Annotated in this window: 22 protein-coding genes, 2 tRNA genes and 1 riboswitch; of the genes, 10 read left to right on the plus strand and 14 right to left on the minus strand. The window is 42.4% G+C overall.

Annotated elements, in window-relative coordinates; genetic code table 11:
• Positions 1-2 precede the first annotated feature (2 nt).
• Positions 3-881 carry a 50S ribosomal protein L11 methyltransferase gene (prmA, locus tag IQ230_RS08150; protein WP_193931526.1) on the minus strand — a complete coding sequence of 293 codons (879 nt, stop codon included), beginning with the start codon at positions 879-881 and terminating at the stop codon, positions 3-5.
• Positions 882-1,005: 124 nt separating this feature from the next.
• Positions 1,006-2,586 carry a phosphoglycerate dehydrogenase gene (gene serA / locus IQ230_RS08155; protein ID WP_193931527.1) on the minus strand — a complete coding sequence of 527 codons (1,581 nt, stop codon included), beginning with the start codon at positions 2,584-2,586 and terminating at the stop codon, positions 1,006-1,008.
• 378 nt (positions 2,587-2,964) lie between these two features.
• On the opposite strand from serA, the gene IQ230_RS08160 reads away from it, so the two are divergent.
• Positions 2,965-3,480, plus strand: a complete 516-nt coding sequence (locus IQ230_RS08160) for a hypothetical protein (RefSeq protein WP_193931528.1) — start codon at positions 2,965-2,967, stop codon at positions 3,478-3,480.
• Positions 3,481-3,660: 180 nt separating this feature from the next.
• Positions 3,661-4,440 (plus strand): photosystem II S4 domain protein, encoded by a 780-nt coding sequence (locus IQ230_RS08165; RefSeq protein WP_193931529.1) that lies wholly within the window; start codon positions 3,661-3,663, stop codon positions 4,438-4,440.
• Between the two features lie 274 nt (positions 4,441-4,714).
• Here IQ230_RS08165 and IQ230_RS08170 read toward each other — a convergent pair whose 3' ends face one another.
• The gene (locus IQ230_RS08170) at positions 4,715-5,500 is read right to left on the minus strand and encodes an SDR family NAD(P)-dependent oxidoreductase (protein ID WP_193931530.1); all 786 of its coding nucleotides are present in this window, start codon (positions 5,498-5,500) and stop codon (positions 4,715-4,717) included.
• Between the two features lie 211 nt (positions 5,501-5,711).
• Between IQ230_RS08170 and IQ230_RS08175 the strand changes: the two genes are divergently transcribed.
• Together IQ230_RS08175 and IQ230_RS08180 are read left to right on the plus strand one after the other, a co-directional pair.
• A complete protein-coding gene (locus tag IQ230_RS08175) occupies positions 5,712-7,235 on the plus strand; it encodes an alanine/glycine:cation symporter family protein (RefSeq protein ID WP_193931531.1) in 1,524 nt (507 codons plus the stop codon).
• A gap of 173 nt (positions 7,236-7,408) precedes the next feature.
• Positions 7,409-7,837: a universal stress protein gene (locus IQ230_RS08180; RefSeq protein ID WP_193931532.1), complete on the plus strand. Its 429-nt coding sequence runs from the start codon at positions 7,409-7,411 to the stop codon at positions 7,835-7,837.
• 138 nt (positions 7,838-7,975) lie between these two features.
• On the opposite strand, the gene IQ230_RS08185 is transcribed toward IQ230_RS08180, so the two are convergent.
• On the minus strand, positions 7,976-8,845 hold the full coding sequence (locus tag IQ230_RS08185) for a sulfotransferase family 2 domain-containing protein (RefSeq protein WP_193931533.1): 870 nt from the start codon (positions 8,843-8,845) through the stop codon (positions 7,976-7,978).
• Positions 8,846-9,087: 242 nt separating this feature from the next.
• On the opposite strand from IQ230_RS08185, the gene IQ230_RS08190 reads away from it, so the two are divergent.
• Both IQ230_RS08190 and IQ230_RS08195 read left to right on the plus strand, forming a co-directional pair.
• Positions 9,088-9,161, plus strand: a tRNA-Val gene (locus tag IQ230_RS08190).
• Between the two features lie 332 nt (positions 9,162-9,493).
• Entirely contained in the window at positions 9,494-10,219 is a 726-nt protein-coding gene (locus IQ230_RS08195) for a general stress protein (RefSeq protein ID WP_193931534.1), read from the plus strand.
• 141 nt (positions 10,220-10,360) lie between these two features.
• Here the strand turns inward: IQ230_RS08195 and IQ230_RS08200 are convergent, their stop codons facing one another.
• From IQ230_RS08200 to IQ230_RS08220, 5 genes are all read right to left on the minus strand, one after another.
• On the minus strand, positions 10,361-10,960 hold the full coding sequence (locus tag IQ230_RS08200) for an exopolysaccharide biosynthesis protein (RefSeq protein WP_193931535.1): 600 nt from the start codon (positions 10,958-10,960) through the stop codon (positions 10,361-10,363).
• Positions 10,961-10,990: 30 nt separating this feature from the next.
• On the minus strand, positions 10,991-11,854 hold the full coding sequence (locus IQ230_RS08205; protein ID WP_193931536.1) for a lipid kinase: 864 nt from the start codon (positions 11,852-11,854) through the stop codon (positions 10,991-10,993).
• 104 nt (positions 11,855-11,958) lie between these two features.
• Positions 11,959-14,889 carry a glycerol-3-phosphate acyltransferase gene (locus IQ230_RS08210; RefSeq protein WP_193931537.1) on the minus strand — a complete coding sequence of 977 codons (2,931 nt, stop codon included), beginning with the start codon at positions 14,887-14,889 and terminating at the stop codon, positions 11,959-11,961.
• A 207-nt stretch (positions 14,890-15,096) separates the two neighbouring features.
• Positions 15,097-15,234, minus strand: coding sequence for a hypothetical protein (locus tag IQ230_RS08215; protein ID WP_193931538.1), 138 nt, complete (start codon positions 15,232-15,234; stop codon positions 15,097-15,099).
• A gap of 294 nt (positions 15,235-15,528) precedes the next feature.
• Positions 15,529-16,593 carry a Gfo/Idh/MocA family protein gene (locus IQ230_RS08220; RefSeq protein WP_193931557.1) on the minus strand — a complete coding sequence of 355 codons (1,065 nt, stop codon included), beginning with the start codon at positions 16,591-16,593 and terminating at the stop codon, positions 15,529-15,531.
• Positions 16,594-16,930: 337 nt separating this feature from the next.
• Between IQ230_RS08220 and queC the strand changes: the two genes are divergently transcribed.
• Positions 16,931-17,641: a 7-cyano-7-deazaguanine synthase QueC gene (gene queC / locus IQ230_RS08225; RefSeq protein ID WP_193931539.1), complete on the plus strand. Its 711-nt coding sequence runs from the start codon at positions 16,931-16,933 to the stop codon at positions 17,639-17,641.
• A gap of 135 nt (positions 17,642-17,776) precedes the next feature.
• On the plus strand, positions 17,777-18,427 hold the full coding sequence (gene msrA, locus IQ230_RS08230) for a peptide-methionine (S)-S-oxide reductase MsrA (RefSeq protein ID WP_193931540.1): 651 nt from the start codon (positions 17,777-17,779) through the stop codon (positions 18,425-18,427).
• Positions 18,428-18,642: 215 nt separating this feature from the next.
• Here msrA and IQ230_RS08235 read toward each other — a convergent pair whose 3' ends face one another.
• From IQ230_RS08235 to IQ230_RS08245, 3 genes are all read right to left on the minus strand, one after another.
• Positions 18,643-18,837, minus strand: coding sequence for a catalase-related domain-containing protein (locus IQ230_RS08235; RefSeq protein WP_322742333.1), 195 nt, complete (start codon positions 18,835-18,837; stop codon positions 18,643-18,645).
• 241 nt (positions 18,838-19,078) lie between these two features.
• Positions 19,079-20,485 (minus strand): hemolysin family protein, encoded by a 1,407-nt coding sequence (locus IQ230_RS08240; protein ID WP_228054685.1) that lies wholly within the window; start codon positions 20,483-20,485, stop codon positions 19,079-19,081.
• 56 nt (positions 20,486-20,541) lie between these two features.
• Positions 20,542-21,225, minus strand: a complete 684-nt coding sequence (locus IQ230_RS08245; protein ID WP_193931541.1) for a putative periplasmic lipoprotein — start codon at positions 21,223-21,225, stop codon at positions 20,542-20,544.
• 187 nt (positions 21,226-21,412) lie between these two features.
• On the opposite strand from IQ230_RS08245, the gene IQ230_RS08250 reads away from it, so the two are divergent.
• A tRNA-Ile gene (locus IQ230_RS08250) sits at positions 21,413-21,485 on the plus strand.
• A 21-nt stretch (positions 21,486-21,506) separates the two neighbouring features.
• On the opposite strand, the gene IQ230_RS08255 is transcribed toward IQ230_RS08250, so the two are convergent.
• Positions 21,507-22,049, minus strand: a complete 543-nt coding sequence (locus tag IQ230_RS08255) for a hypothetical protein (RefSeq protein WP_193931542.1) — start codon at positions 22,047-22,049, stop codon at positions 21,507-21,509.
• A 95-nt stretch (positions 22,050-22,144) separates the two neighbouring features.
• On the opposite strand from IQ230_RS08255, the gene pyrE reads away from it, so the two are divergent.
• Positions 22,145-22,777 (plus strand): orotate phosphoribosyltransferase, encoded by a 633-nt coding sequence (gene pyrE, locus IQ230_RS08260; RefSeq protein WP_193931543.1) that lies wholly within the window; start codon positions 22,145-22,147, stop codon positions 22,775-22,777.
• Between the two features lie 15 nt (positions 22,778-22,792).
• Here the strand turns inward: pyrE and thiC are convergent, their stop codons facing one another.
• Positions 22,793-24,169, minus strand: coding sequence for a phosphomethylpyrimidine synthase (thiC, locus tag IQ230_RS08265; RefSeq protein ID WP_193931544.1), 1,377 nt, complete (start codon positions 24,167-24,169; stop codon positions 22,793-22,795).
• 7 nt (positions 24,170-24,176) lie between these two features.
• Positions 24,177-24,273: riboswitch (TPP riboswitch) on the minus strand.
• Positions 24,274-24,344 lie beyond the last annotated feature (71 nt).

The following is a 24,344-nucleotide window of genomic DNA, read 5'->3' on the forward strand; positions in this document are numbered from 1 at the left end:
GTTTAAGCGCGGCGAATATTTAGACAGCACCAGTCTTGTTTTTGCAATTGGCTAGTAATACACCAGCCATGCTGATTTAAAGTCTCATTAACTGCCTGGGCTTGGCTGACAAGAATTCCGCTCAAGATGCCCCAAGTTGATGCATGGGCGATCGCATTCCACTGGGGAATTAACTTGATAATGACTTCTGCCAAGATGTTACAGACAATGCCGTCTACTGGTGCTGGTACTAAGGATACAAGCCGCTCGACACTACCTTGCTCAACAATTAAGCACTCTGGTTTGATTGAATTGAGTTCGCCATTGTTCACAGTAGATTGCACTGCCAGAGGATCGACATCAACTGCATAAACTTTACTTGCGCCTAAAAGTAATGCAGCAATTGATAAAATACCAGAGCCACAGCCAATATCTGCAATAACGGCTTCACTGTTAATATGAGCTTCTAGTGCTTCAAGACACAATTGCGTTGTCTGATGGTTGCCCGTGCCAAAAGCGACACCAGGATCGAGACGGAGAATTAGTCGCCGAGTATCGGGTGTGGGTAGCCATGCAGGGTTAATTAAAAAGCGATCGCCAATTTCCTGCGGATGCCAATATTGCTTCCAACTATTTGCCCAGTCTTCTTCATCGAGCGATCGCTGGTGTAACTCTGGTGCAGCTACACCCATTGATGCAGCATTTTCACTGAGTTGCTGTTGTAAAGCTGCTAAATCAGCTGTTTGCACTTCTTGCAACGGCAAGTATGCTCGAATCAGGCGAAGATCTCCTTTTTTCTCACTTGCCATTCCCCGAAACCCAAATTGATCTAATTGCCAAAAAACAGTTTCTTCTAGCACAGAATCGCAAACAATCTGTAATTCACACCAAGTATTTGTCATAACTCAATCCAGTAAGCGTGAGGCAAAGTTCTAGAGAATCATTTTTCTTCCCTCGCCCCTCACCCCTCAACGCCAGTTTGCTCAACGGAGGACACCTCCGCACGCAACTGGCTCCTCCTCGCCCCTACAAAGTCACTGTGTAAGCATCTCGAATGCCAGACACTTTGGTAATCTCATCTAAAATGCCATCAGGTAGAGGATCGTCAAGACTCAAAACCATCACAGCATCGCCACGCACAATTTTGCGTCCTACCTGCATACTGGCAATATTGACATTAAAACTACCCAGTAGCGAGCCGATTTTACCAATAATTCCTGGCATATCGCGGTGCAGCGTAAACAGCATATTTTGACTGGGAGGAACATTGACAGGAAATTCATCAATGTCTGTAATGCGAATTTCACTGTCACCAAGCAAAGCACCTGTCACAGAATGCTCGCCTAAAGAACCTTTGGCTTCTAAGTGCAACGAACCTGCATAATCTCTAACTGCTGCATCCCGCGTTTCAATTACCCGAATTCCGCGTTCTTTTGCTTCAATGGAAGCATTAACATAATTTACTCGTTCTCGTAACGCCTGCGAAAGTAGACCTTTGAGTGCTGCGACTACAATAGGCTGGCTTTTGTTTGTTGCAAGTTCTCCTTGCAATTTGACAACGAGTTGTTCTACTCTTCCTCCAGCTAACTGCCCTACCAAGTTACCCAAAGTTTCTGCAAGTTGCATATATGGGCGTAGTTCTTCTAAAACATCAGGACCAAGCCCAGGAATATTCACTGCTGATCGCGCAGGTAATCCAAGCAAGACATCGCGAATTTGTTCGGCGACATCAATTGCGACGTTCACTTGTGCTTCAGTGGTAGATGCTCCTAAGTGGGGAGTGAGAATCACTTGTTTTTCTAGTGACTTTAAAGGTGAATCTCCCAACGGTTCTGTTTCATAAACATCAAGGGCTGCACCTGCAATTTTTCCTTCTTTGAGTGCGTTATACAATGCCATTTCATCAATGATTCCCCCACGCGAACAGTTAATAATGCGGGCATTGGGTTTCATTTTGGCGATCGCATCTGCGTTGATTAAGTGAGTTGTTTCTGATGTTTTGGGTATGTGCAAAGTAATGTAATCAGATTCCTGCAGCAATACATCCATTTCAACCAAGCGACAGCCTAACTGATCGGCTCTTTCTGTAGAAATAAAAGGATCGTACGCTAACAGTTTCATGCCCATTGCCTTAGCTGCAGTGGCAACGTGCGAGCCAATTTTACCCAAACCAACAATACCAAGAGTCTTTTTGTAAACTTCTGCACCAATAAAACTTTTGCGATCCCAATTACCACTTTTGACTGAAGCATTCGCATCGGGAATATACCGCGATAAAGCTAGCATCATCGCTAACGCGTGTTCTGCGGCTGCAATCGTGTTTCCTTCAGGAGAGTTGACGACAACAATTCCCTTGCGGGTGGCAGCGTTAACGTCTACATTATCTACTCCGACACCTGCTCTACCAATAATTTTTAACTGCGTTCCCGCTTCAATAATTTCTTGGGTGACGCGGCTGCCAGAGCGGATCATCAATGCGTCATATTCTGGTATAATTTGCGCCAGTTCTTCTGACGATAGTCCAGTTTTTATATCAACGGTAGCAACTTGAGACAGGATATCAATTCCTGCCTGGTCGATTGGATCGGAGACGAGAACTTTAGCCATAATTAGCAACAATTAGCAAGCAAGACTAGGTGAGGAAAACGCTCTTGAGCTATTGCGATCGGTGACGCAATTGTGGGCGTGTAAGTTGGGCAAATTATGCCACAGCGCAGTTGCTTCTGCCGTAGGTTATTTTAACTGTAAAGGCGTCCACCCTAGAACATTTCACAAAATAATTTCTGCATTTGGGCTATACCCTTATTAATATACCGATAAAACACTATAGTTTTGAGCAAATCATAATTACGACAGAACCAGCAGCGTGCTTGCCACTGGTACATTAAAAATTGAGATTGTTTGCATATTACTTGCTGTATGTAAGTCAGCATGAGCGCAAAATATCTACTCAAGCATAACTGTCAGTTAATACAACGTGTTAAAATGAACTACCTGATTGCTGTATTACCAGATCGCATCCAAGCCGAAGCTGCTTACTTGGCACTCGAAAAAGAAGGAATTCCAACGGATAAAGTTAGTATTTTGGGTAAAGGTTATAAAAGTGCAGATGAATTTGGGTTAATCGATCCTAAAGAACAGGCTAAAAAGCAGTCGAAGATAATGATGTTATGGCTTGTACCGTTTGGCTTTATTGCAGGAATTGCATTTAATTTGCTTACGGGTTTAAATACTTTCCCTTGGGCGGGCGAGATTGGCAATCAGTTAATTGGCGGTTTGTTAGGAGCTGCTGCTGGTTTTATGGGAAGCTTTTTTGTAGGTGGTGCAGCGGGAATAGCTTTTGGTAGTGGTGACGCTTTGCCTTATCGCAATCGTCTGGATGCGGGTAAGTATCTGGTTGTTGTTCGCGGTTCAGAAAGTTTAACTCGTCAAGCAACTCGCGTTCTCCGCCAGTTTGAACCAGAAAATTTGCAAGGATATGTTGATCCGGCTGGAGCGTGATAGGACAAGTCTATGTGAATATTATTTGCGAACCTTACTAAACGCAGAGAAAGTAGAGGTGCAAGGGATAGCCAATGCGGTGCGGAGGTTTCCGCGCGTGAGAGCAACTGGCGCGGGCAGAGGAGAATAGGGAATTATCAATTTAGTATTGGCACAACACATCACATTAGTATATTCAAAATGCTACCGAGAGAAGAACTTTTAAAGAGCGTTGAAAACCGCGATAGTATTGCACGGGTAATAGATCAAGCACAACAGGCAATCAAAACCTGGGAAGTTGTATTAACTGATTTTCTGTCACCTCCAGAATTAGCTGAAACGCAACAAGTTTTTAGCCGTTTAACTGAAGTTCAAACGATCGCATGGGGTGGCTATTCGCAAGCCGAAAGGCAAAGAGTCGCGATCGCCCGCGCTGAAATTCCGCTAGATTTGTCACGCGTTGTTGTCGCTGCGCTAGAGATTTCGGGGAATTTTCTATTTGATACGGCAACTCATCGTGATTTTTTAGGTGCAATGCTTGGTACTGGGATTGTTCGTGATAAAACCGGTGACATTATCGTTTTGGGCGAACGTGGTGCGCAGGCTATAGTTGCGCCGGAACTTGTAGAGTTTTTGGAGATGAATCTTCAGCAGGTTCGTTCGGTTCCTGTGAAAACACAACGCATTGAATTAAGTGAACTGAAAATTCGCGAACCAAAGAAGAAAGAACTAACAACGGTTGAAGCTTCCATGCGGTTAGATGCGATCGCATCAGCTGGATTTGGCACATCGCGTAGCAAAATGGCTGATATGATTGACTCTGGGGATGTACGCGTTAACTGGAAAGAAGTTACTCAAGCAAGCACCCAAGTTAAACCTGGAGACTTAATAGCAATTCGCGGTAAAGGGCGTTTAGAAGTAGGAGAAGTTGCTGTCACTAAAAAAGAACGCTACCGCGTACAGCTAACACGGTATGTATAGCAGAGATCGGAGATCAGAGGATGCTGCACAGAATTTCGTTCAGGGTTAAAACAGTGGATCTTCTGCGCGAATACCTAAAATTGTCCTGTCAAGAGAAGCGAAACAATCTCCTGAGATTCTAGCCTAGCCTGCGGCAAAGCAACGCTACACTGCGTTTCATTCAGAATGACATCCATGTTTTTTTGATTCATGCAGGAGGTCTAATATACAACTGTAGTTTTGATAATAGGATTGGTGTTTAGCAAGCCAAAAGCTAACTGCTAATCGCTCATAATTACTTTCTACTACCTAAAACTGTTTTCCAAAAAGTTGTAATGGCTTCTCTTGGTAAAAATCGCGGTACATTTGCCAAGATTTGGTTGCGCAAGTCTCCAGGAACAACAACAGGATGTTCTTTTTGTAGCGCCGCTAAAGCTTCACGAACAACGACTTCGGTCGAAGTATAATTTTTTTCTGCAATATTAACTAAAACTGATGGAAAGTCTGCATCTTGGAAAAAACTTGTATCAGTAGGTCCTGGGCAAACTGCGATAATGCGAACGCCATATTGACGATTTTCTGCCCACAAAGCCTCACTAAAACTTAGGATAAATGACTTGGTTGCAGCATAAACACTAAAGTAAGGCATCGATTGAAACGCAGCAACAGAAGACATATTGATGATGTTTCCTGAACGACGCTGCCGCATTCCTGGCAAGAATAGATGTGTTAAATTCACTAGCGCCAGTATGTTTAACTGAATCATGTTCAACTGTCGTTCGCGATCCAGTTCGATAAAGTCACCGTATTCACCAAAGCCTGCATTATTGATTAGTAGATCGATAGTAATGCCTTTGCGAACCAGTGTATCGAAAACAATTTGTGCTGCTTGCGGCGCGGTCAAGTCTTGGGCAATCACCTCTACTGAAATTTGATGTTGCGTTTGTAGTTGTGTTGCTAGCTGTTGGAGTTTTTCATGCGATCGCGCGACTAAAACTAGATTTGTCTTTTGAGTAGCTAGTTCTTGAGCAAAAACAGCGCCAATCCCCGCAGAGGCACCTGTAATTAAAGCAGTTGTCATGCTTTTTACCAAATGATTGTTTAAAGAATCTTAATATTACTTAACTCTAAATTTTAGAGTTTATCAAGAAAGAGTTTTATACCAATGGAGATAGACAAACGAGTAGATTTCTAGCAAAACGCAAAAAAATGTTTCCTTGTTAACAGTTTTATTATCAAATAAATTTATAGTTTGTTTGACATTCTGTCCCTAGTGTTTGCATTAGTATCTGATGAGACAATATTCGCTTTTACGGGTGCTGCGAAAATCCCCTATATTTTCAGTAGTGCTGCTGTTGGTTGTGTCAGGAACAGCTTTAGCAGCGGAAGAGACAACGGCAGACAACGGATTTTTGGCTGGAATCGATGCTGTTTTTTCCACTTTGGTAGATGCCTTATCGCAGGTACTATTTTTTAGCGTTGCAGGTTTACCATTTATCGTCTTGTGGTTAATTGTTGGTGCAGTTTTCTTTACACTGCGCATGAATTTTATTAACTTTCGCGGTTTTGGTCATGCCATTTCTGTGGTTCAAGGTCATTATGATAATCCATCTGAAACAGGAGAGGTGACACACTTTCAAGCTTTATCAGCAGCACTTTCTGCAACTGTTGGGTTAGGAAATATTGCTGGGGTGGCGATCGCAATTCAGCTTGGTGGTCCAGGTGCAATGTTCTGGATGACGATTGCTGGATTATTAGGGATGTCGAGTAAATTTGTTGAGTGTACGCTAGGTCAAAAATATCGCTTGGTGTCACCTGATGGTACAGTTTCTGGTGGCCCAATGCGCTACCTATCACGCGGCTTAGGTGAACTCGGACTGCGTCCCTTCGGAAGGCTGCTTGCTGGTTTATTTGCAGTTTTGTGTATCGGTGGCTCCTTTGGCGGCGGTAATATGTTTCAGGCAAACCAGTCTTACGCAGCGATCGCCGGAGTTGTTCCTTTGTTTGAGGGACGAAGCTGGCTGTATGGGCTAATTTTGGGGGCTATGGTTGCTTTAGTAATTATTGGTGGTATCCGTCGTATTGGTGGAGTGGCGGAGAAACTTGTTCCTGCAATGTGCTTGATTTATGTTTTAGCTGCATTGTGGATTATTTTAGTTAATTTACCGCAGGTTCCTGCTGCTTTTGGCACGATTGTGCGAGAAGCTTTTGTCCCTCAAGCGGTTACAGGGGGATTTATTGGAGTACTAGTACAAGGGTTCCGGCGAGCCTCTTTTTCTAACGAAGCTGGTGTTGGTTCAGCGGCGATTGCCCATTCCGCAGCCCGTACAGAAGAACCTGTTCGAGAAGGAATTGTGGCTTTATTAGAGCCATTTATTGACACTGTAGTCATTTGTAATATGACGGCGCTAGTTGTTGTGATTACTGGTGTCTACACCGATCAAACAGATAGTGGCGTACAGCTAACCAGTACTGCGTTTGCTTCGGTAATTACCTGGTTCCCGATTATTCTGTCACTTGCAGTGTTTTTATTTGCCTTCTCAACGATGATTTCCTGGAGTTACTATGGTGAGCGTTGTTGGGCTTACTTGTTTGGCGATCGCTCTACGTTAATTTACAAAGTCATCTTTGTTGTCTTTGTTTTCATCGGATCTGTCGTCAACTTAGGTGCTGTTCTCGACTTCAGCGACATGATGATCTTGGCTATGGCTTTTCCTAATATTCTCGGTTGCTATCTATTGTCTGGGAAGGTAGTAGTAGATTTAGAAAGCTATATGAAGCGTTTAAACACTGGACAAATGCCAGTTTATCGGTAATTTAAGACCGAGGCACAGTGCTTTTAAGTAAATGGGTGCAAGTAAACATAACATAAAGGCTAGTAATTGATAATTAGTCAATGGTTAATAACCAAATCTTCTACTTCTCTAACTGTTAACCATTGACCCTTAATCAATATAAAAAGATGTGACTGCTAATCAGGAAAAATATAATGACTTGGCTACAAAAAAACCGTGTTTTAGTCCCAATTGACTTTTCTGAAGAATCGTTTGCTGCGCTTCAACCTGCACGAGAGTTTGTGCAAGAACCGTCTCAGTTGTATGTGTTGCATATTCTCTCTCATCTCCATCCTGCTGAGCCAGGAGTTGTATGGAATACGATAGATGACGAGACACGTAAAAAACATGCATTAGAAGCACTACACGAGCGCCTCAAAGACTCAGAATATCAGGGCGTTCATCTAGCTATTTTGGTTGGCGATCCTAGCTCCAAGATTATTGACTATGCTCAGGAAATCAATGCCGACTTGATAGTGATCCCATCTCACGGACGTACTGGGCTTAGTCGTTTTTTTCTTGGTTCAGTAGCAGAAAGAGTCATTCGATTTGCTCACTGTCCAGTTGTTGTCCTACGAAAATAAGCTTATTAATTGTATATTTGAGGAGCGCATGAGTTTTGCTTGTCTTTATAGCAAATTGAAGTGAAACAACATCTATTATAGTAAAGTCTTTTTAAAGAAGATAATAGATATTATGTTTTAGAGTAGCATAACAGCTAATTATTTGTGACTCAATGATTTAATTCTATCGCGTATTGAATGAGAAATAGAACGGATATATCCATACTGCTGGTTTAAAACCTTGAATGCGGTTAAGTCCTTTTGAAAAGAATCTTTATACTGATTCATTTTATTTTCCACATACTTTTCTGCAAAATTATAAAGTTCTATATCTAACTCATTGTATTGTTGTATAAGTGTCATATCAGCAGCAGATATATCTTTAGATTGCTGATTTTTAGCAACATTTTTTTTAGTATAAAAAAGACTTTTCCAGCCCAGTACTTTCTGTAATAAAATTAAAGACTCATCAAATTTTTCAGTCAAACCTACCACAGCAAAATGCTCTTGAATATTTTTCTGAGCATCCTCTAAAAGAGTAATTGGAACTTCTCCAAACTTAATAGTGGTTGCTTTGACTCCAGCTAGAGCTTTAGTTTGACCATTATTAACGTTTGGGTCTATACCACTAATAACATAATCTTGTAAACTCATGTTATTAGTCTTTAATTCTTTGTAAAGAGGATGCTCTGGTTGCCGAAGAATATAATAATACTGCGATAATACTCGCTTAATTGGATCGCGGAGTAAAGTAATATATATCGATGGCTGTACCAAGTACTTATGCAATCCAAACCCAATATGTCCTCTTAATAGTTTGATATTTCTTCTACGTGTTTCTGGAAGAGCTTTAAACTGTTCTGCAGTTTTAACTTCTCTTTCACTACGTTCAAAACCATAAATAGAAAAGATAAATTCTTTTCTGTACTGGCGATTAATTACTGTATTTAACGTACTACCTGCAGATTTAGGAATGTGTAAAAAAATTATTGAAGCGTCGTTATATTTTCCTTGGTTAAGCTTTGACATAGGAGCCACCTTCTGCTCAGTTGCAGGTCGACTTATCAATGAGAATACCACATGTCAAATCAGTTTCTAGTAGATGTTTTGATATATTCCATCAAGTTTGCATCGTTCTATTTATTTCAGTATTTTTCTTTCTTGATATAAAGTTAGGATGCTACTCAAATTAAATAATTAATGCGATCGCCGTGCAGTGAATTTTGATGATTGCATTCTGGTCTATACCTATGCTAGTATTGATTTCCGGCGGACGTATAGCTCAGTTGGTTAGAGCGCTACGTTGACATCGTAGAGGTCACTGGTTCGAATCCAGTTACGTCCATTTAAGTTGAATCTGAAAAGTTGAACGCATTCTTCATTTCTTATTCTGTGATAGCCAAGCAGCCAAAATGAGGAGGTGCGATCGCTTCGTATTCTTATTGCGGCAATATGTTAACACTTCGACTCTTGAGCAGAAGATAAAAATTGTTTTTGATTGATGTAAAGCTGAATGCAGCCAATTAATCAAGCTGATATCTATAAACCTCCCCCTCTTCTGATAGATAAATAGCTAAAACCATAGACTGATGAAGCAACCAGCTTTATTGGAGAAACTATAAATTCAAGTGACGAGTACAAAGCTCATTGCTGATGTAGTTAGAAAAGGAGGGAACAATGGCAACTCAGCTTAAGCGTGCAGTTGGTACATTTTCCAGCCGGACAAAAGCCGAATCTGCTCTTAATACTTTAAGAGATTCAGGCTTTAAGATGGATAAAGTTTCAATATTGGCTAAAGACTCAACCCGTGATGACCAAATTGCTGGTGTTGATCTGCAAGATCGCAACCAAGTCAATGAACGAGGTAACACTGAAGCCCAAGAAGGTGCAGGTATTGGTGCAACTACTGGCACAATCCTAGGAGGTGCTGGAGGATTACTAGTAGGCTTAGAAGCTTTGCTAATCCCTGGAGTAGGACCGTTTCTTGCAGGTGGAACTATTGCAACTACATTAGCTGGTGCAGGTATTGGTGCAGCAGCAGGAAGTATTGTCGGAGCACTAACAGGTTTGGGAATCCCTGAAGAAGACGCCAAAACATATAGCGATCGCGTGTCTCATGGTGATTACTTGGTGTTTATAGAAGGTACTGCTGCAGATATTGACCGTGCTAGTACACTTCTAAGCAATCAAGGTGTTCATCAGTGGAACGTGTATGATATGCCTGCTAGCAATAGTTACGCAGATACCATACCTACTAACGCTAAAGTAGAGCCGAGGATACATCAAGACACAGTAGAACCAACAACACATCGCTATACCAGCGATAAGACAAAAAGCAATGTAGTAAACACAACCAACCAGCCAGAAGTTAAGGTTGTTGATCGGCGCAAGGAAACTCGCTAATTATAGATTTCCTGTATATCGTTAAGTTCTAAGAGTGGTGTAACAAAGAAAAGTATCTTTGTTCACCTTCTTGGAGCTTTTGTTTTAAATATGGGGCAAGCATCTTGGCTACCTCAAGTTTCCTATAATATTACTGCCTTATCAAAATAAACTTGGCAATACCTGAGGAGCTTGCCAAAGCGTGTAGCCAATTGATAGAACTATCAAGGTAATTAAAGCCGTCAGAATGTAACTGATGCACATTAGTAAACCGTCAGCTTCTAAAGTAGCCACAGCCAATAATAAAATTCCAATGGTAGGGATGGGGTTTGTGAACGGAATTGGAGAAATGAGAAGTATCGTCAGCCAAGAAATACACAGTCCGTTGAGTCGCCAGGTAATTTGACTTTTGGCAAATGCTGTCAGTCGAGGACGTGCAATCCTTTCAATAACTCGCGTAACACGTCTTAAGTTGTGGAAAAGTTGTAAGACAAATCGGTGAGGAAATTGAAACTGGGCAATTTTTTTAGGCAACCAAGGCGATCGCCGACCCATAACCATTTGCAGTGAAAGTAACAAACAGCCTACACCCAAAGGACCTGTGAATCCTGGAGGCATTGGAAAGAGAAAGGGTAAGACAAGCAATGCAATAACTAAGCTAAAGCCTCTTTCCGAAGTTTCTGCCAAAATATCGCCAATAGTAAGTGGCTGAGAGGCTAACTTTTCTAGCAATAACTTAATATCTTGAGAAAATCTCAGCATTGGGTGTGTTGTATTTCTGCATTGACATAGCTACGGCATCAAAACAGCTAAAGCACGAGGAATAACACGAAAATGAGCGGGTGTATATGTTGTAATTTCTCCGTCAGTATTAATGGGGTGGGGTTTGCGAGTATAAACTTCAATCTCCTGAGCGTGAAAAGCACGAACACCCGATAAGGTGGTATGTCTTCCGTGCCGTAAAGCAGGTAGCAAAGCTAACATTTGCCACCAGTGCTGTATTTCTAAACTGTACACATCTAACCTTTGATCGTTAATTTTAGCATCGTGTACAATCGCCATTCCACCTCCATAGTAGCGACCATTTCCAATCGCAATCTGAATAGTCTTTAGCTGTATTGTTTTTCCATTGAGACGAATTTCTGCATGAAACGGTCGCGCTCGCCACATGGCTTCTATTGCAGTTATGGCATAAGCAAAAACTCCCCAACGCCGTTTAGTTTCCTTGGTGAGTCTTTGTGTAATTTGGACACTCAGCCCAAGACTGGCAACATTAAAAAAGTGCTTACCATTAACACAGCCTAAGTCAATGTGCTGAACATGACCACGAGCAATGATTTGACAAGCTGCAGATAGAGAGTTAGGAATTCCTAGAGTGCGTGCTAGGTCATTAGCTGTTCCTAAAGGTAGAATGCCCAAAGGTAACTGAGTATTTACTAAACCGTCAACCGCAGCATTTAAAGTACCATCACCACCACCAATGATGACTAAATCTACCTGATTTTGGTAACTTTCAATAATCTCAGATAAAAACCGCACATCTTCAATATTTTCTGTAATTAACTCCAAATTCAACTTTTGCAGTTGAGCGATCGCTTGTGAATTTTGTCCTTGACGAGCGTGACGATTAATTAGTAATAATGCTCGACGAGTCATATCGTTTTGTTTTGAGATTTTCAATTGATATGAGTTTGCTTACCAGGACTATTTAGCCCCTTCTTCAACAAACCCAAACGTACTTGATATAAAGATGAATAGCTTTAATCTGCCAAAATTTGTACTGTTCCCAACTGACCATCAATTTGCACTCGTTGACCGTCCTTTAAGATAACAGTGGCATTATGAATATCCATAACTGCTGGTAATCCATACTCCCGCGCTACAATTGCACCATGAGAGAGCCGTCCTCCCACTTCTGCAATCAGCCCGCCCGATCTTGCTAATAATGGTGCCCAACCAGAATCTGTGTACGGTACAACAAGAATCGTATCCTGGTCAATCTCAAAAGTTGCTTGCAAATTTCGTAGCACCTTCACACGCCCTATTACCTTACCAGGACTAGCACCGATGCCTTTGAGTAGAGTAGCAGAGGGAGCAGAAGAAGAAGGAGAGGCTGGGGGAGCATTGCCATAAACTAAAAAAGGGACATCTAAGCCACGATCTTTCTCAAGTTGCGATCGCCGCTGTTCCACAAGTTCCTTTAACCGAGAACTCAGCTTGGAGTCACCATCCACAACCTGTCGTACTTCCGCGAATTCCAAAAAGAAAATGTCCCCCGTAGATGTCAGCAATCCCGACTGTATCCAAACACGCTCTAACGTCACAAAACGCCAACGCAAATGTGCCAACAACTGACTATAAACCTCAGTCACCTTCCCCTTCAAATCAACCCGCCCTTGTACTATCTTGCCTCGGCGTCCTCTGTCTTTAAAAGCTTTGATCGGAAGAAACCTCCAATCAAACTTTTCGCTGCGTCTGTGTGGTTCGTTTCCTCCTATACCTCCACTCCTGACAAACTGCACAAACAACTCTCGTACATACTGCGGTTCCTCTTTCCAAGTAGGCACAGCAATATCAGTTCCTACCTCACTCAAATAGCCATAACGCTCTAACAACTGATCAAATCGTTGTAAAATTGCCCTACCTAGGTCTGTTGTAGCCAATTGAGTAAACACCTCTTCGGAAGACACATTTTGAGAATTAGGTAAAACACGACGCGCATCAGTTGCAAGTTGCACAAGCGATCGCATTGAAGCCACTTCAGGAGCCAGACTATTATCAATTTCTGTATCTTTCGTCTTGAAAATTGCCTGTCGTAAAGCCGCGCTTAAAGGTGCCAAAATGCTGTAATACGTTGCCCTTTTCAGCAACACCAGAATCGAGTCTATCTGTGATAGCAGTTGTACTGGATCGCGATCGCTGGAGTTCAACTCAATCAATGCTGGCTGGAAGTAGTGTCGATCGTCTTTTTGAAAATCCTTTGCTAGATTCAACTCGCGTCCTAATAAGCGCATTAATCCAGGGACATTGCGCACAGTAGAATTTAACGGGGGCTTACTAAATTTTGCACCCCGTGTCAAAAACTCCAAACTCTCTGGTGGTAAACCCATGCGTAAAAATATCTGCCCTAACAGTGAAGCATTGAAGTAAGCATAAGAATAATGCAGCGTTGCAGTTTGATTAAAATCTAAACCACGGGCGCGACTTCCCAAGACAATTGTAAAAATTTCTCCCCAAACGCCACAAGTTAAAGGACGATTGATTGACCAAGTAAGCGGACGAATCAATCCTGGAATGACTTCTGCCGCAATTTTACGCGTCCAAATTGGTAGCAGCGTTGTAATTGGGCGCGATTGTAACAGCCACAATGTTTGACCATCATAGCTCCATTCGATATCCTGGGGAATTCCGTGATAGCGTACTTCTAGATGTCGGGCTAAGAAAGCAACTTGTTGAATCAAACGAGGTGGGATGTCTCCCTCACCCTCAACGCTGAATGCTATGTTTTCTGGCAATACCCAGTTTTGGCTGTGTTCTAAGTCAGTTTGCGGCACAATAACGCGATACTGCTCTGGTGTAAGTTGTCCTGAAACGACTTTGCTGGCGTCCCCTGGTAAAGCTTCAATCACAACAGCATCACCTTGCTGTGTCATCGGATCGCGACTAAATGCTACTCCAGAAAAAACGCCTTGTATTTGTTTTTGAATGAGGGCAGCCATTGCTGATTCTGGCAAACCGCGTTGTTTGCGATATTCTATCGCTGCTGGATTGTCGTAAGAAGCTAAAACCGTAGCGATCGCCTGCTGCAATTGCTCTTTACTTGTCACACCTAAAACAGTTTTATACTGTCCCGCTGCTGATGCTTGTTGAGAATCTTCACCTACGGCTGAGGAACGTACAACTAAGGGAGATTCTAAGGGTAAATAGTTAACGAGAGGTTCTGAGTCATCACCAGGAGGAAGTACCCAACCTGTTGGTACAGGGTAGCCCCAGCGGATTAATTGTGAAAGTGTTGCTGCTTTCTGTCCGACTTGAGCTGCTGTCAACTCATCACTTAAGGAAACTATGGCTTTATCACCACGAAAAAAGCGAAACACTTTTTGCGACTCCGTGTGTCCTGCATTTGTTGCTAAGTCGAGATCGTCAGGCATTTTTTGATAAATCCATCCCAGTAAAACTGCTAGAGCGATCGCTGCGACAATTCGATCGGAATCATGAGGACGTAGCAGTGCAGTTAGTAAGGGAAACAAAATTAAGACCCCAATTTTTCCCAATTGCCTTTCTCGTAAGACGGTGAAACTAATTCCACCAATCAGAAATACTAACCCTGCAACAACGGGATCGTGAACGATGAAGCCCCAAACAACATTTGTTGTCCCTGCACCTCCACCTATCCAATAACGTCCCATTACTAAGGCAATTAAAGCAATTAACTCCCAAACTGAAGCTTGCGGAAAGAATGCCCGTGCTAAAAGAACAGCCGCTATGCCTTTTAAGGCTTCAGAGAGAACGGCAAGAACACCTGCAAGTTTACCGCCATGATAAAACGCTGCGGACACACTGATATTACCTGTACCTGAGTTCGCTAAATTATGTCCAGTCAGCGCTGATACAATCCAAGCAATGAGTGGTAATCCGCCAATAAGGGGACAGATCAAAAAGATAGCGATCGCACCCCAGACTTGCAGCATTTGAGAATTAGGAATTACGGTTTATGGGTTGTTCTTCCAGTTGATCGGAGCAACGACGAAGATCATTTTTACTTCTTTTTTACTTTAAAGTAATACCTAGAGGTATTGCAAAGCTCAAGCCTAATAGCTAATAATTTAGCGCATGCAGAAGCCTGCTCTCCTTTACGAAAAGCAAACTATGTAAAATTCCTCATTTCCACAACCTAGTTATTGAGCATAAGCAACCTGCAATGCCCATAAAATGAGGACTGTAATTGAACCTAATATCAGCATTGTTGAAATTGCAACTGCTTTTGGGGAATCGGCTCCTTTAAACTTCATAATTCCACGATCTAAGTCAGACATGTAAATTCTCCTTCAACGACAGAGTGTTGATTTTGCCCGTTTCGATTTTAGTATCTTTGTTCGTTAATTTGTAAAACTTATAATTAAAATACTCTTTTTTATGCTAAAAGCTGACTACAATTTTTATCTATCCGCAGAAAAACAGATTAATGAAACTGATAGGTAATTAATAAGATGCATACTTCACTTATCATACATAATCTGGTTAAACAAGTAACTAAAACAAAAAACAGCCCTCATCTTTTCAGATTGGGCTGTCACTTGCAGTTAATTTTGTGATGTTCTGAAGAAAGCTTAGATAACGACAGCAGAACCATTACGTTGATAAAGCTCTACTTCTTCTTTCCAAGCTTTCCCATCTAAAGCCATCTGCTCAATAGAACTAGCTAAACGCAAAGCCTTAAGTGCTTGCTCGCCTCCTACAGAAGGTTGATTACCACCGCGTACGCATGACACAAAGTGTTCTAATTCTGCATGTAGAGGTTCAATGTTACTTGTGTAAACTTTTTCAATCAAACCATCTTGACGATAAAGTACTTGACCATAATCCGTCATGTAGTTAGCGGTTGTCTGACGGTGAATCAAAATTTCGTTATTTAGAAAATCTGCTTCTGTCAGGGAATTTTTACAATGAGCCGCAATCCGCCGAATTTTGCGATGAGTCACTTTGCTAGCAGTGAGTGTCGCAACAATTCCATTAGCAAAGCCGAGAATCGCGGTGACGTAATCTAAGTAACCAGAACCAGCAGCGCGACTACCACTAGCGGTTAGTTTAACAATGGGTGCGCCTGCTAACTCAAGTAACAAGTCAATGTCATGAATCATCAAATCCAGCACAACCGAAACATCGTTTGCTCGCTGGGAATAAGGACTCATGCGATGTGCTTCTAAAGCCAGTAATTCTTCTGTTTTCAGAACTTTGCTGAGTTCTTGAAATGCTGGGTTAAAGCGCTCAATATGACCTACTTGTAAGATACACTGCGATTGGGCTGCGGCATTTACTAAAGATTCAGCTTCAGCAATACTGGCAGCAATGGGCTTCTCGATCAAAACATGAATTCCCGCCTGGAGACAGGTCATCCCGACAGCGTGATGCAAGCGGGTGGGAACAGCAATGCAAACTGCCTCGACATGAGGCAGCAAATCGCGGTAATCTTCAAAAAAACGGATGCGGTACTTGCTAGCAATATCTAGTCCCCGCTCGACGTTGATATCGGCAACACCAATTAGTTCTACATCTTTGAGTAAACTCAGAATACGGGTATGATGTTGTCCCATGTTGCCTACTCCAATCACGCCAACACGGATTGGTTGAGGCTGGTTGCGCTGTAAATGAGGGATGGGTTGTCCCACTGTCATGCTTTGCACTCCTCTGTCTTCTCCTCCACCACCAAAACTATCAAGACGCATCTATAACAGCGCCAATACGCAATTTTGACTGGATTACAGTCTCAAATCATCCAGATGGTAGCATAATGACTCTATTTATGAAGAATTTCAAATTTACTTATATGTTCCGCAGATTGTTACGTTTATCACCAAGCTAGGTTTCAATCATTGTGATTTTGCTGAGGTGTATAGCGTAGGCGCAATGTGTCACTTTCTGACCTGTCCATTATGAATGGACTAGGGGGTGAGGGCTAGAAGTTAAGGGAAATTAGAAAGCAAATAGATTGTCAAGTTAAGAGGTTTACTGATGAAAGCGGTCATTTTATTGTCTGGAGGTTTAGACTCTTCTACGGTACTGTACCAAGCAGTGGCAGATGGTTACAAGTGCCATGCACTCTCATTTGATTATCAACAGCGACATCAACGCGAATTAAAAGCCGCGATCGCGATCGCCCAATCGACTCAAGTACTGGCTCATAAGTTGGTAACTTTTGACTTACGTTCTTGGGGGGGTTCGGCATTAACCGATACCAGTATTGCTTTACCAAGCGATCGTTCTGTGTCAGAGATGTCTCAAGATATTCCTGTCACATACGTTCCTGCCCGCAACACAATTTTTTTAAGTTTTGCCTTAGCCTACGCAGAAACAATCACCGCAGAGCGTGTTTATATAGGTGTTAATGCCCTTGACTACTCAGGATATCCTGATTGTCGTCCTGACTATATTCAAGCAATGCAAGAAGTTTTTCGTCTCGGTACCAAGCAAGGACGTGAGGGACAACCAATCGCAATTGAGACGCCTTTAATTAACTTGAAAAAAACAGAAATTATTCAATTAGGCAATCAGCTAGGTGTACCTTGGGAAAAAACTTGGTCTTGCTATGCTGGAGGTGGCATTGCCTGTGGTGTTTGTGATGCTTGCCGCTTACGCTTAGCAGCTTTTGTAGAATTGGGATTGGAAGATCCGATTCCCTACCGCGCGCAAACTTATCAAAAAGGGGTGAGGAGTGAGGGGTGAGAAAAAACAATATTCTGTTGAGACTAAGTTTATTTAGATATATTTGGCTGTTGGCGGTAATCTATGTAGTAGCAAGCGATTAGATGGGCGATCGCGTTATATTAAGGAATATAAAGAGTTTTTTCATAAATCACTATGCTGTTTGGACTTGGTAAAAAATCAACGCTACCTAAACCAGAAGAAGCCTTGCCAGGACGTGCGGCAAAGATGTCAGTTCCCGAACGTCACTTTGTTAACGGCAATCCTCTACAGCCGCCATACCCCGATGGTATGGAAATCGCCATGTTTGGTTTGGGTTGCTTTTGGGGAGCAGAACGTAAATTCTGGCAGCTAGATGGAGTCTTTGTTACGGCGGTAGGTTACGCGGCAGGTATTACACCGAATCCTACTTATCAAGAAGTTTGCACAGGAAGGACAGGACATAACGAAGTTGTGCTTGTTGTGTTTGACCCTAAAGTTATCAGCTACGAGCAACTCTTGAAAACCTTTTGGGAAAGTCACGATCCTACTCAAGGAATGCGTCAAGGAAATGATGTAGGCACACAATACCGCTCTGGAATTTATGTATACTCTGAAACTCAGAAAAAACTAGCTGAAGCTTCCAAAGAAGCTTATCAACAAGCTCTGAGTGCAGCAGGGTACAAAACAATTACAACAGAAATTCTAGATGCTCCTGAATTTTATTATGCTGAAGGCTATCACCAACAGTATTTAGCAAAAAACCCTAACGGCTACTGTGGCTTAGGTGGAACTAATGTTGCCTGCCCTGTCGGGATTCAAGTTTAATTGAGATGCGGTTGCTTGAAATTAGGCACGATAGCTGCCGTTCTTTCTGAGGCAATAAATTCAGATAAAGGTAATAGGTACTGTGAGTAGGGGTGTTTAAATACACTCCTTTTAATAGTAAATTTACGGAGGAAAACGTTACATGACTTATACCGTAACAGGCTGAGGATTATCCTGTTGGTTGTGTTATAGCATGCGAGAGTCAATTTATATACTTAACGCCTGAGCAACGCGCCGACCGTAATCGACATCAGCTCGGAAAAAGTGGCACAGTTGCCGTATTTAAATATCTTGTCTTGTGCTCCACTTAGCGCCCCAGCGATCGCTTGTGCTGTACGGTTTTCTTCTTCAGAAAAGATGCGCCAGAGATTACCTGCTTGAGTATAGTCATCTTGTGAGATTACGAACACTCATGCCAACGCTGAGGTAAATTGATTTTAGTCATAACGACTATAACTTGACAGGGAAGTTGGAAAATGTTTTTCCATTTGTGGCGTAATCATAGTGATGCCAATACGAGTGCAAATAAATTCGCTGCTATACAAACAAAGTTTACGTAAGTAAAAAAACTGATATAAATTCTATTTAACTGCATAAAATTACACTTCGCTTAATAGCTCCGAAGGGAGTCGAAGGGCATCTTGTTTGATATTACTCTTGATGTTCGTTAGTGAATGTTGGCTGAAGACGGCGAATGCGGATGTGTTGTAAACGCGGTCCTTGGGCTAATGTTACTGTAAATTCTAAGTTTTGGTAGTGTAAAGTTTCCCCGATCGCCGGAACTTTTTGAAGTTGGTAAAGCAGGAAACCACCTAGTGTTTGATAGTCATCGCGTAGCGGTAGATCTAATTTTAGTAACTCATTTAGTTCTTCAAGATTCATCTGTGCTTGCACAAGAAAAGTTTGTTCGTCCAAGTTTTGCACGAGTAACTCATCTGTAGTTGCGAGTTCGCTTGTATTACCAATGATTTGAGCAACTAGATCTTGAATTGTAATCAAGCCGACAGTACCACCAAATTCATTGACAACAATTACTATTGGTAGGTGCGATCGCTGCATCAGTGGTAGCAATTCACTTAAAGGCATGTATTCAGGAACAAACCTTGCTGGGTGAAGCCAAGGATTAATTTTTGTGTCTAACGATAACTTGCCCAAAACTAAAGGCTTTGCAAGTTCCTTAAAATGAACAATCCCCCGCACATCATCCAAAGACTTACCAATAATTGGATAACGAGAGTGTCCAGTTGTCGCCATTTCTTTAAGTAAGGTTTGAAACGTTGCGTCCTCTGGTAAAGCAACAATTCCAGTGCGTGGTACCATAATTTCTTCTGCGGTAACATCGCCAAATTCAAAAATATTATTGAGTAGCTCGCGTTCTTCGGCTTCTAACCCCGTTGATTCTCGTTCGGTCGCGATGATTAATTGTAACTCTTCGGAAGTTACTGGAGGAAGCCAAGCTTGACCTGTATATTGAATTCCGACAACTCGCAGCAGCAAGCGTGTAGATTGATTCAAAATCCAGATAAAGGGAGTAAAAAAACGCGCGATCGCTTTAACCGGTAGCGCCAACAACCTTGCCAAGCGTTCAGAGTAAAGTAATGCGACTGACTTAGGACACAGTTCTCCCAAAACAATTTGGAGATATGCTACCAAAAAAAAAGCTAAGGGAATTGATAGCGAGTGCGCCACTCTGATCCGCATAACATCAGATAAGGGTAACTGTGTCAGCCCAGTAGCAACGAGTACAGCCATAGTACTTTCTCCAATCCAGCCAAGCGCCAAACTCGATAAAGTAATTCCTAATTGAGTTGTAGATAGTAAGCGATCAATACTATGTTGCAGGGCTTGAAGTGTAATAGCAGGAGCATCTCCAGCTTCGACTAATTGGTGAATGCGCGATCGCCGTACAGACACCATAGAAAACTCGGCTGTCACAAAAAAGGCATTAATTGCAATGAGCAATAACACCGACAGTAGACGTAACCAAATGTCTGAGATAAACAACGGTGATACAGCCAACAGCGGAACAATACAGAAAACTATCGGCAAGTGAGACATCAGTTTGATTCCAGATGATCGCGGTCTACCTTGCTCGAATTAAGATACTACACTACCTAAATTTTGACAGGAATTTCAGACACTTGCAGTTTAAGTTGCTGCTCCGGATAATCTGTCAATCGTAAAGACAGTTTTTCAACATCATCTAGAGCAGTTGAGGGAATACTGAGAATGCCAGAAATTGGTTTACCATCTGGCGGTAACTTCTCCGGTAAACCTTCAGCATTTGCAATTAAAGGGCGTCCGTGGTTATCAGTGACATCCATAAAACTATATAAAAAGCGCACTGTGCGATCGCTTTCATTTTTGAGATTCAATCTAAGCTGCAAAGTTCCGCCAGAATATTGCGCTGAGACCACCTCTAGCATGACACCGCGATCGCGATTGACTAAAGGAAATCCAGGTTGATTTGCGGCTACTACTAACTGTGCTTTTGGTTTGGCACTAGACTGAGTATCATTTTTTTGTGGCTGTGGTTCGGGCTTGGCATTTTTGCCTTTTCCTTCTATTCTTGCCCGAACATTGGTGAGAATATCTTGCTCTTTCAACATTACTACTGCCCGTTGTTGCGAGCCTCCTGAAGGAGCTTTAGCTTTACTTGTGGGGCGAGTATCGGGTTGTGTCACGCTTTCAAGTGCTTCGCTACCGATGGTAAACCCCCATACTGCACTGACGTAACCTGCTACTGCCATGAGAACTAATAAGAGCAAACTGAGCGCTACAGTAGAATTTATTTTCATTGGTTATTTAATATACAAGTTGCTGCTCAACACATTGTTTGCTGTGTCTATTTAATTATCTTATTATTAGAACCATAGCATTGAGCAATGACTAAACTGCATTGCATGAGCAATAATAGTATAAAGATGATATGCTAATATGTCAGCTACAACAAGCCATTTGAGTAGTTGATTGTGCAAAAAATTACGGCAGTTGGCCGAGCGGTTGAGGCAGCGAACTCATAATTCGCCTTAGGCAGGTTCAACTCCTGCACTGCCGATTTTAATATTTTTAAAAACTTCTACTCGAAGGGGACAATTTCAGGAGTCTCCGTTTCGCTTTCAAAATCATTTTCTATAGGGCTGTCTTCAGTTGGTTCCGCATCGGATGGAACATCAATGTCGTTTTGCTCCAAGTTTTCTACATCATCTGTATCGGGCGAAATATTATTTTCATCTTGAGTAGTGACATCTGCGGGCGGCTGTAAAAAAAGTGACGAGTCGTAAGGATTTTGTAAATCAGGGGTACGAATAGTTGTGCTACCTGCCTGTTGTTGAAGTGTATCTTGGTACAAAATGTTAATTAGCCGAGCGTCACGAGCGTATTCGTTTTCAGGAAAACTATTGCGAGTCAAAGAACCAATGCCAAAAAATGTGCTAAGTTGCCGCAGTAAAGTGCGATCGCGATAGAAGTCAGGCGCATTTGTAAAAAAAGCTCTGTAATATGCCTGTGGTAAAGTGTCGCTGCTTGTCGGTTCTAGAGGCGGAGGAGTTTGGGCGATCGCCGTAGTAGGAACAGCAAGAATTATTAAACTACTCAACAAGTATTTGTACGAGAAACGCATGAGCTAACCTCACTTTCTAACGCAGTCTTCATTTATGCTGGAATTTAAACTCTTTTTAGCTTAACTTTTGCTTAGCTACCACCGTTGACACACTGATGATTGATCAAACCGCGTCGCAGCCAGCATCTGATAATTGGGCAACTACTACTAGTTTGTCTATTCTTCGCCAGCAACTACTAGATTTGTTTTGTCGGCTAGCTTATCGCGAAGGAGATTTTGTGCTTTCTTCTGGGCAACACAGTTCCTACTACATTAATGGTAAGGAAGTCACGTTACATCCCCAAGGAGCATTAGCCATTGGGCGGATCATTCTTTCTCTACTACCAACTGATACTCAGGCTGTATCAGGTTTAACTTTAGGTGCCGATCCGATTGTTACAGCAGTCAGTGTTGTTTCTGCATATGAAAATCGCCCCATACCAGCGTTGATTGTCCGCAAAGAAGCGAAGGGACATGGCACAAGAGCATATATTGAAGGTCCCAATTTGCCAGAAAATGCGAGTGTGGTGGTGTTAGAAGATGTAGTGACAACAGGAGGGTCGGCATTAAAAGCCGCAGAAAGGCTCAAAGCGGCGGGCTACAACGTTAATTATGTTATTTCCTTAGTCGATCGCTTACAAGGAGGTGCTGAGTTATATGCATCGGCTGGGTTGCAATTTCAATCGGTGTTTACAATTGAAGATCTGCAGAAACATTTCCGACAACTGGGAACTAGTTCCAATTCCTAGCCCCCAGTCTCTAGTCTAAGCGCCTCTAGATACAGTTTCTTTTGCCAAGAACTTTTCTAATTCTGTTAATGCATCTGCATCAACTTTTGTTTGCATGGGACAGAACTTGGGACCACACATCGAACAGAATTCTGCAGTTTTGTAAATATCTGCAGGTAAAGTTTCGTCGTGGTATTCTCTGGCGCGTTCCGGATCGAGCGATAACTCAAACTGTCGGTTCCAATCAAAGTTATAACGAGCGCGAGACAGTTCGTCGTCGCGATCTCTAGCACCAGGGCGGTGGCGCGCAATATCAGCGGCGTGAGCCGCAATTTTATATGCAATTAATCCATTCCGGACGTCTTCAGCATTAGGTAATCCTAGATGCTCTTTAGGCGTCACATAGCACAACATTGCAGTACCATACCATCCTGCCATTGCTGCACCGATTGCTGATGTAATATGGTCATAACCAGGAGCAATATCTGTCACTAATGGTCCTAACACATAGAAGGGTGCTTCGGAACATTCTTCCATTTGTTTTTTGACATTAAATTCAATTTGATCCATCGGTACGTGACCTGGACCTTCGACCATCACCTGCACGTCATGTTCCCATGCTTTGCGCGTTAGTTGTCCTAAGGTTTTAAGTTCGGCAAGTTGCGCAGCATCAGATGCATCGTGCGTACATCCAGGGCGAAGTGAATCGCCTAAGCTGAAGGAAACGTCGTATTTTTTGAAGATTTCAATAATATCTTGGAAGTGCGTGTAAAGCGGATTTTGCTTGTGGTGATAAAGCATCCATCGTGCAAGAATACCACCGCCACGCGAAACAATTCCTGTCAGGCGATCGCGTACTAACGGCAAATGCTCGATTAGTATTCCGGCATGAATTGTTTGATAGTCTACTCCTTGCTGTGCGTGTTTTTCAATGACATGAAGAAAGTCATCAGGAGTGAGTTTTTCAATTGTGCCGTGAACAGATTCTAGTGCTTGATAAACTGGCACTGTACCGATCGGTACGGGTGAAGCTTGAATGATGGCGCTGCGAATTGCGTCTAAGTTTCCTCCACCAGTAGATAAGTCCATGACGGTATCTGCACCGTACTTAACTGCAAGGTTAAGCTTGGCAACTTCTTCATCTAAGTTGGAAGAGTTGGGACTCGCACCAATATTGGCATTGACTTTGCACTTTGAGGCAATACCTATGCACATTGGCTCTAAGTTCGCGTGATTGATATTGGCGGGAATAATCATCCGTCCTCGTGCAACTTCTTCACGGATGAGTGATGCTGGCAGATTTTCTCGTTGGGCAACATAGTGCATCTCTTCAGAGATTATGCCCTGGCGAGCGTAGTGCATCTGTGTCACGTTAGTTTGCCCGCGACGCTGTGCGATCCATTCTGTACGCATTATTTAGTTCCTCTAGTAACAGCTTCCCTCCGCCGGTATGAGCCGGTCTCAGGTTCTCAGGGTTTGATCTCAGCCTGGACATCCAGACACCCCTAGCTTGATTGATGATTGTAGCACTTCAATTCGCAGCGCAGGCAATTAGGGAAATAATTCTTGATTTAGACTTGTAATAATT

Origin of the sequence: Gloeocapsopsis crepidinum LEGE 06123, assembly GCF_015207655.1 — a bacterium.
In the GTDB taxonomy this organism is placed as follows: Bacteria; Cyanobacteriota; Cyanobacteriia; order Cyanobacteriales; family Chroococcidiopsidaceae; genus Gloeocapsopsis; species Gloeocapsopsis crepidinum.

Bases quoted from the DNA above. Each gene is read 5' to 3' on its own strand.
- prmA (WP_193931526.1), bottom strand. From the start codon at position 881: ATGACAAATACTTGGTGTGAATTACAGATTGTTTGCGATTCTGTGCTA.
- serA (WP_193931527.1), bottom strand. From the start codon at position 2,586: ATGGCTAAAGTTCTCGTCTCCGATCCAATCGACCAGGCAGGAATTGAT.
- IQ230_RS08160 (WP_193931528.1), top strand. From the start codon at position 2,965: ATGAACTACCTGATTGCTGTATTACCAGATCGCATCCAAGCCGAAGCT.
- IQ230_RS08165 (WP_193931529.1), top strand. From the start codon at position 3,661: ATGCTACCGAGAGAAGAACTTTTAAAGAGCGTTGAAAACCGCGATAGT.
- IQ230_RS08170 (WP_193931530.1), bottom strand. From the start codon at position 5,500: ATGACAACTGCTTTAATTACAGGTGCCTCTGCGGGGATTGGCGCTGTT.
- IQ230_RS08175 (WP_193931531.1), top strand. From the start codon at position 5,712: ATGAGACAATATTCGCTTTTACGGGTGCTGCGAAAATCCCCTATATTT.
- IQ230_RS08180 (WP_193931532.1), top strand. From the start codon at position 7,409: ATGACTTGGCTACAAAAAAACCGTGTTTTAGTCCCAATTGACTTTTCT.
- IQ230_RS08185 (WP_193931533.1), bottom strand. From the start codon at position 8,845: ATGTCAAAGCTTAACCAAGGAAAATATAACGACGCTTCAATAATTTTT.
- IQ230_RS08195 (WP_193931534.1), top strand. From the start codon at position 9,494: ATGGCAACTCAGCTTAAGCGTGCAGTTGGTACATTTTCCAGCCGGACA.
- IQ230_RS08200 (WP_193931535.1), bottom strand. From the start codon at position 10,960: ATGCTGAGATTTTCTCAAGATATTAAGTTATTGCTAGAAAAGTTAGCC.
- IQ230_RS08205 (WP_193931536.1), bottom strand. From the start codon at position 11,854: ATGACTCGTCGAGCATTATTACTAATTAATCGTCACGCTCGTCAAGGA.
- IQ230_RS08210 (WP_193931537.1), bottom strand. From the start codon at position 14,889: ATGCTGCAAGTCTGGGGTGCGATCGCTATCTTTTTGATCTGTCCCCTT.
- IQ230_RS08215 (WP_193931538.1), bottom strand. From the start codon at position 15,234: ATGTCTGACTTAGATCGTGGAATTATGAAGTTTAAAGGAGCCGATTCC.
- IQ230_RS08220 (WP_193931557.1), bottom strand. From the start codon at position 16,593: ATGACAGTGGGACAACCCATCCCTCATTTACAGCGCAACCAGCCTCAA.
- queC (WP_193931539.1), top strand. From the start codon at position 16,931: ATGAAAGCGGTCATTTTATTGTCTGGAGGTTTAGACTCTTCTACGGTA.
- msrA (WP_193931540.1), top strand. From the start codon at position 17,777: ATGCTGTTTGGACTTGGTAAAAAATCAACGCTACCTAAACCAGAAGAA.
- IQ230_RS08240 (WP_228054685.1), bottom strand. From the start codon at position 20,485: ATGTCTCACTTGCCGATAGTTTTCTGTATTGTTCCGCTGTTGGCTGTA.
- IQ230_RS08245 (WP_193931541.1), bottom strand. From the start codon at position 21,225: ATGAAAATAAATTCTACTGTAGCGCTCAGTTTGCTCTTATTAGTTCTC.
- IQ230_RS08255 (WP_193931542.1), bottom strand. From the start codon at position 22,049: ATGCGTTTCTCGTACAAATACTTGTTGAGTAGTTTAATAATTCTTGCT.
- pyrE (WP_193931543.1), top strand. From the start codon at position 22,145: ATGATTGATCAAACCGCGTCGCAGCCAGCATCTGATAATTGGGCAACT.
- thiC (WP_193931544.1), bottom strand. From the start codon at position 24,169: ATGCGTACAGAATGGATCGCACAGCGTCGCGGGCAAACTAACGTGACA.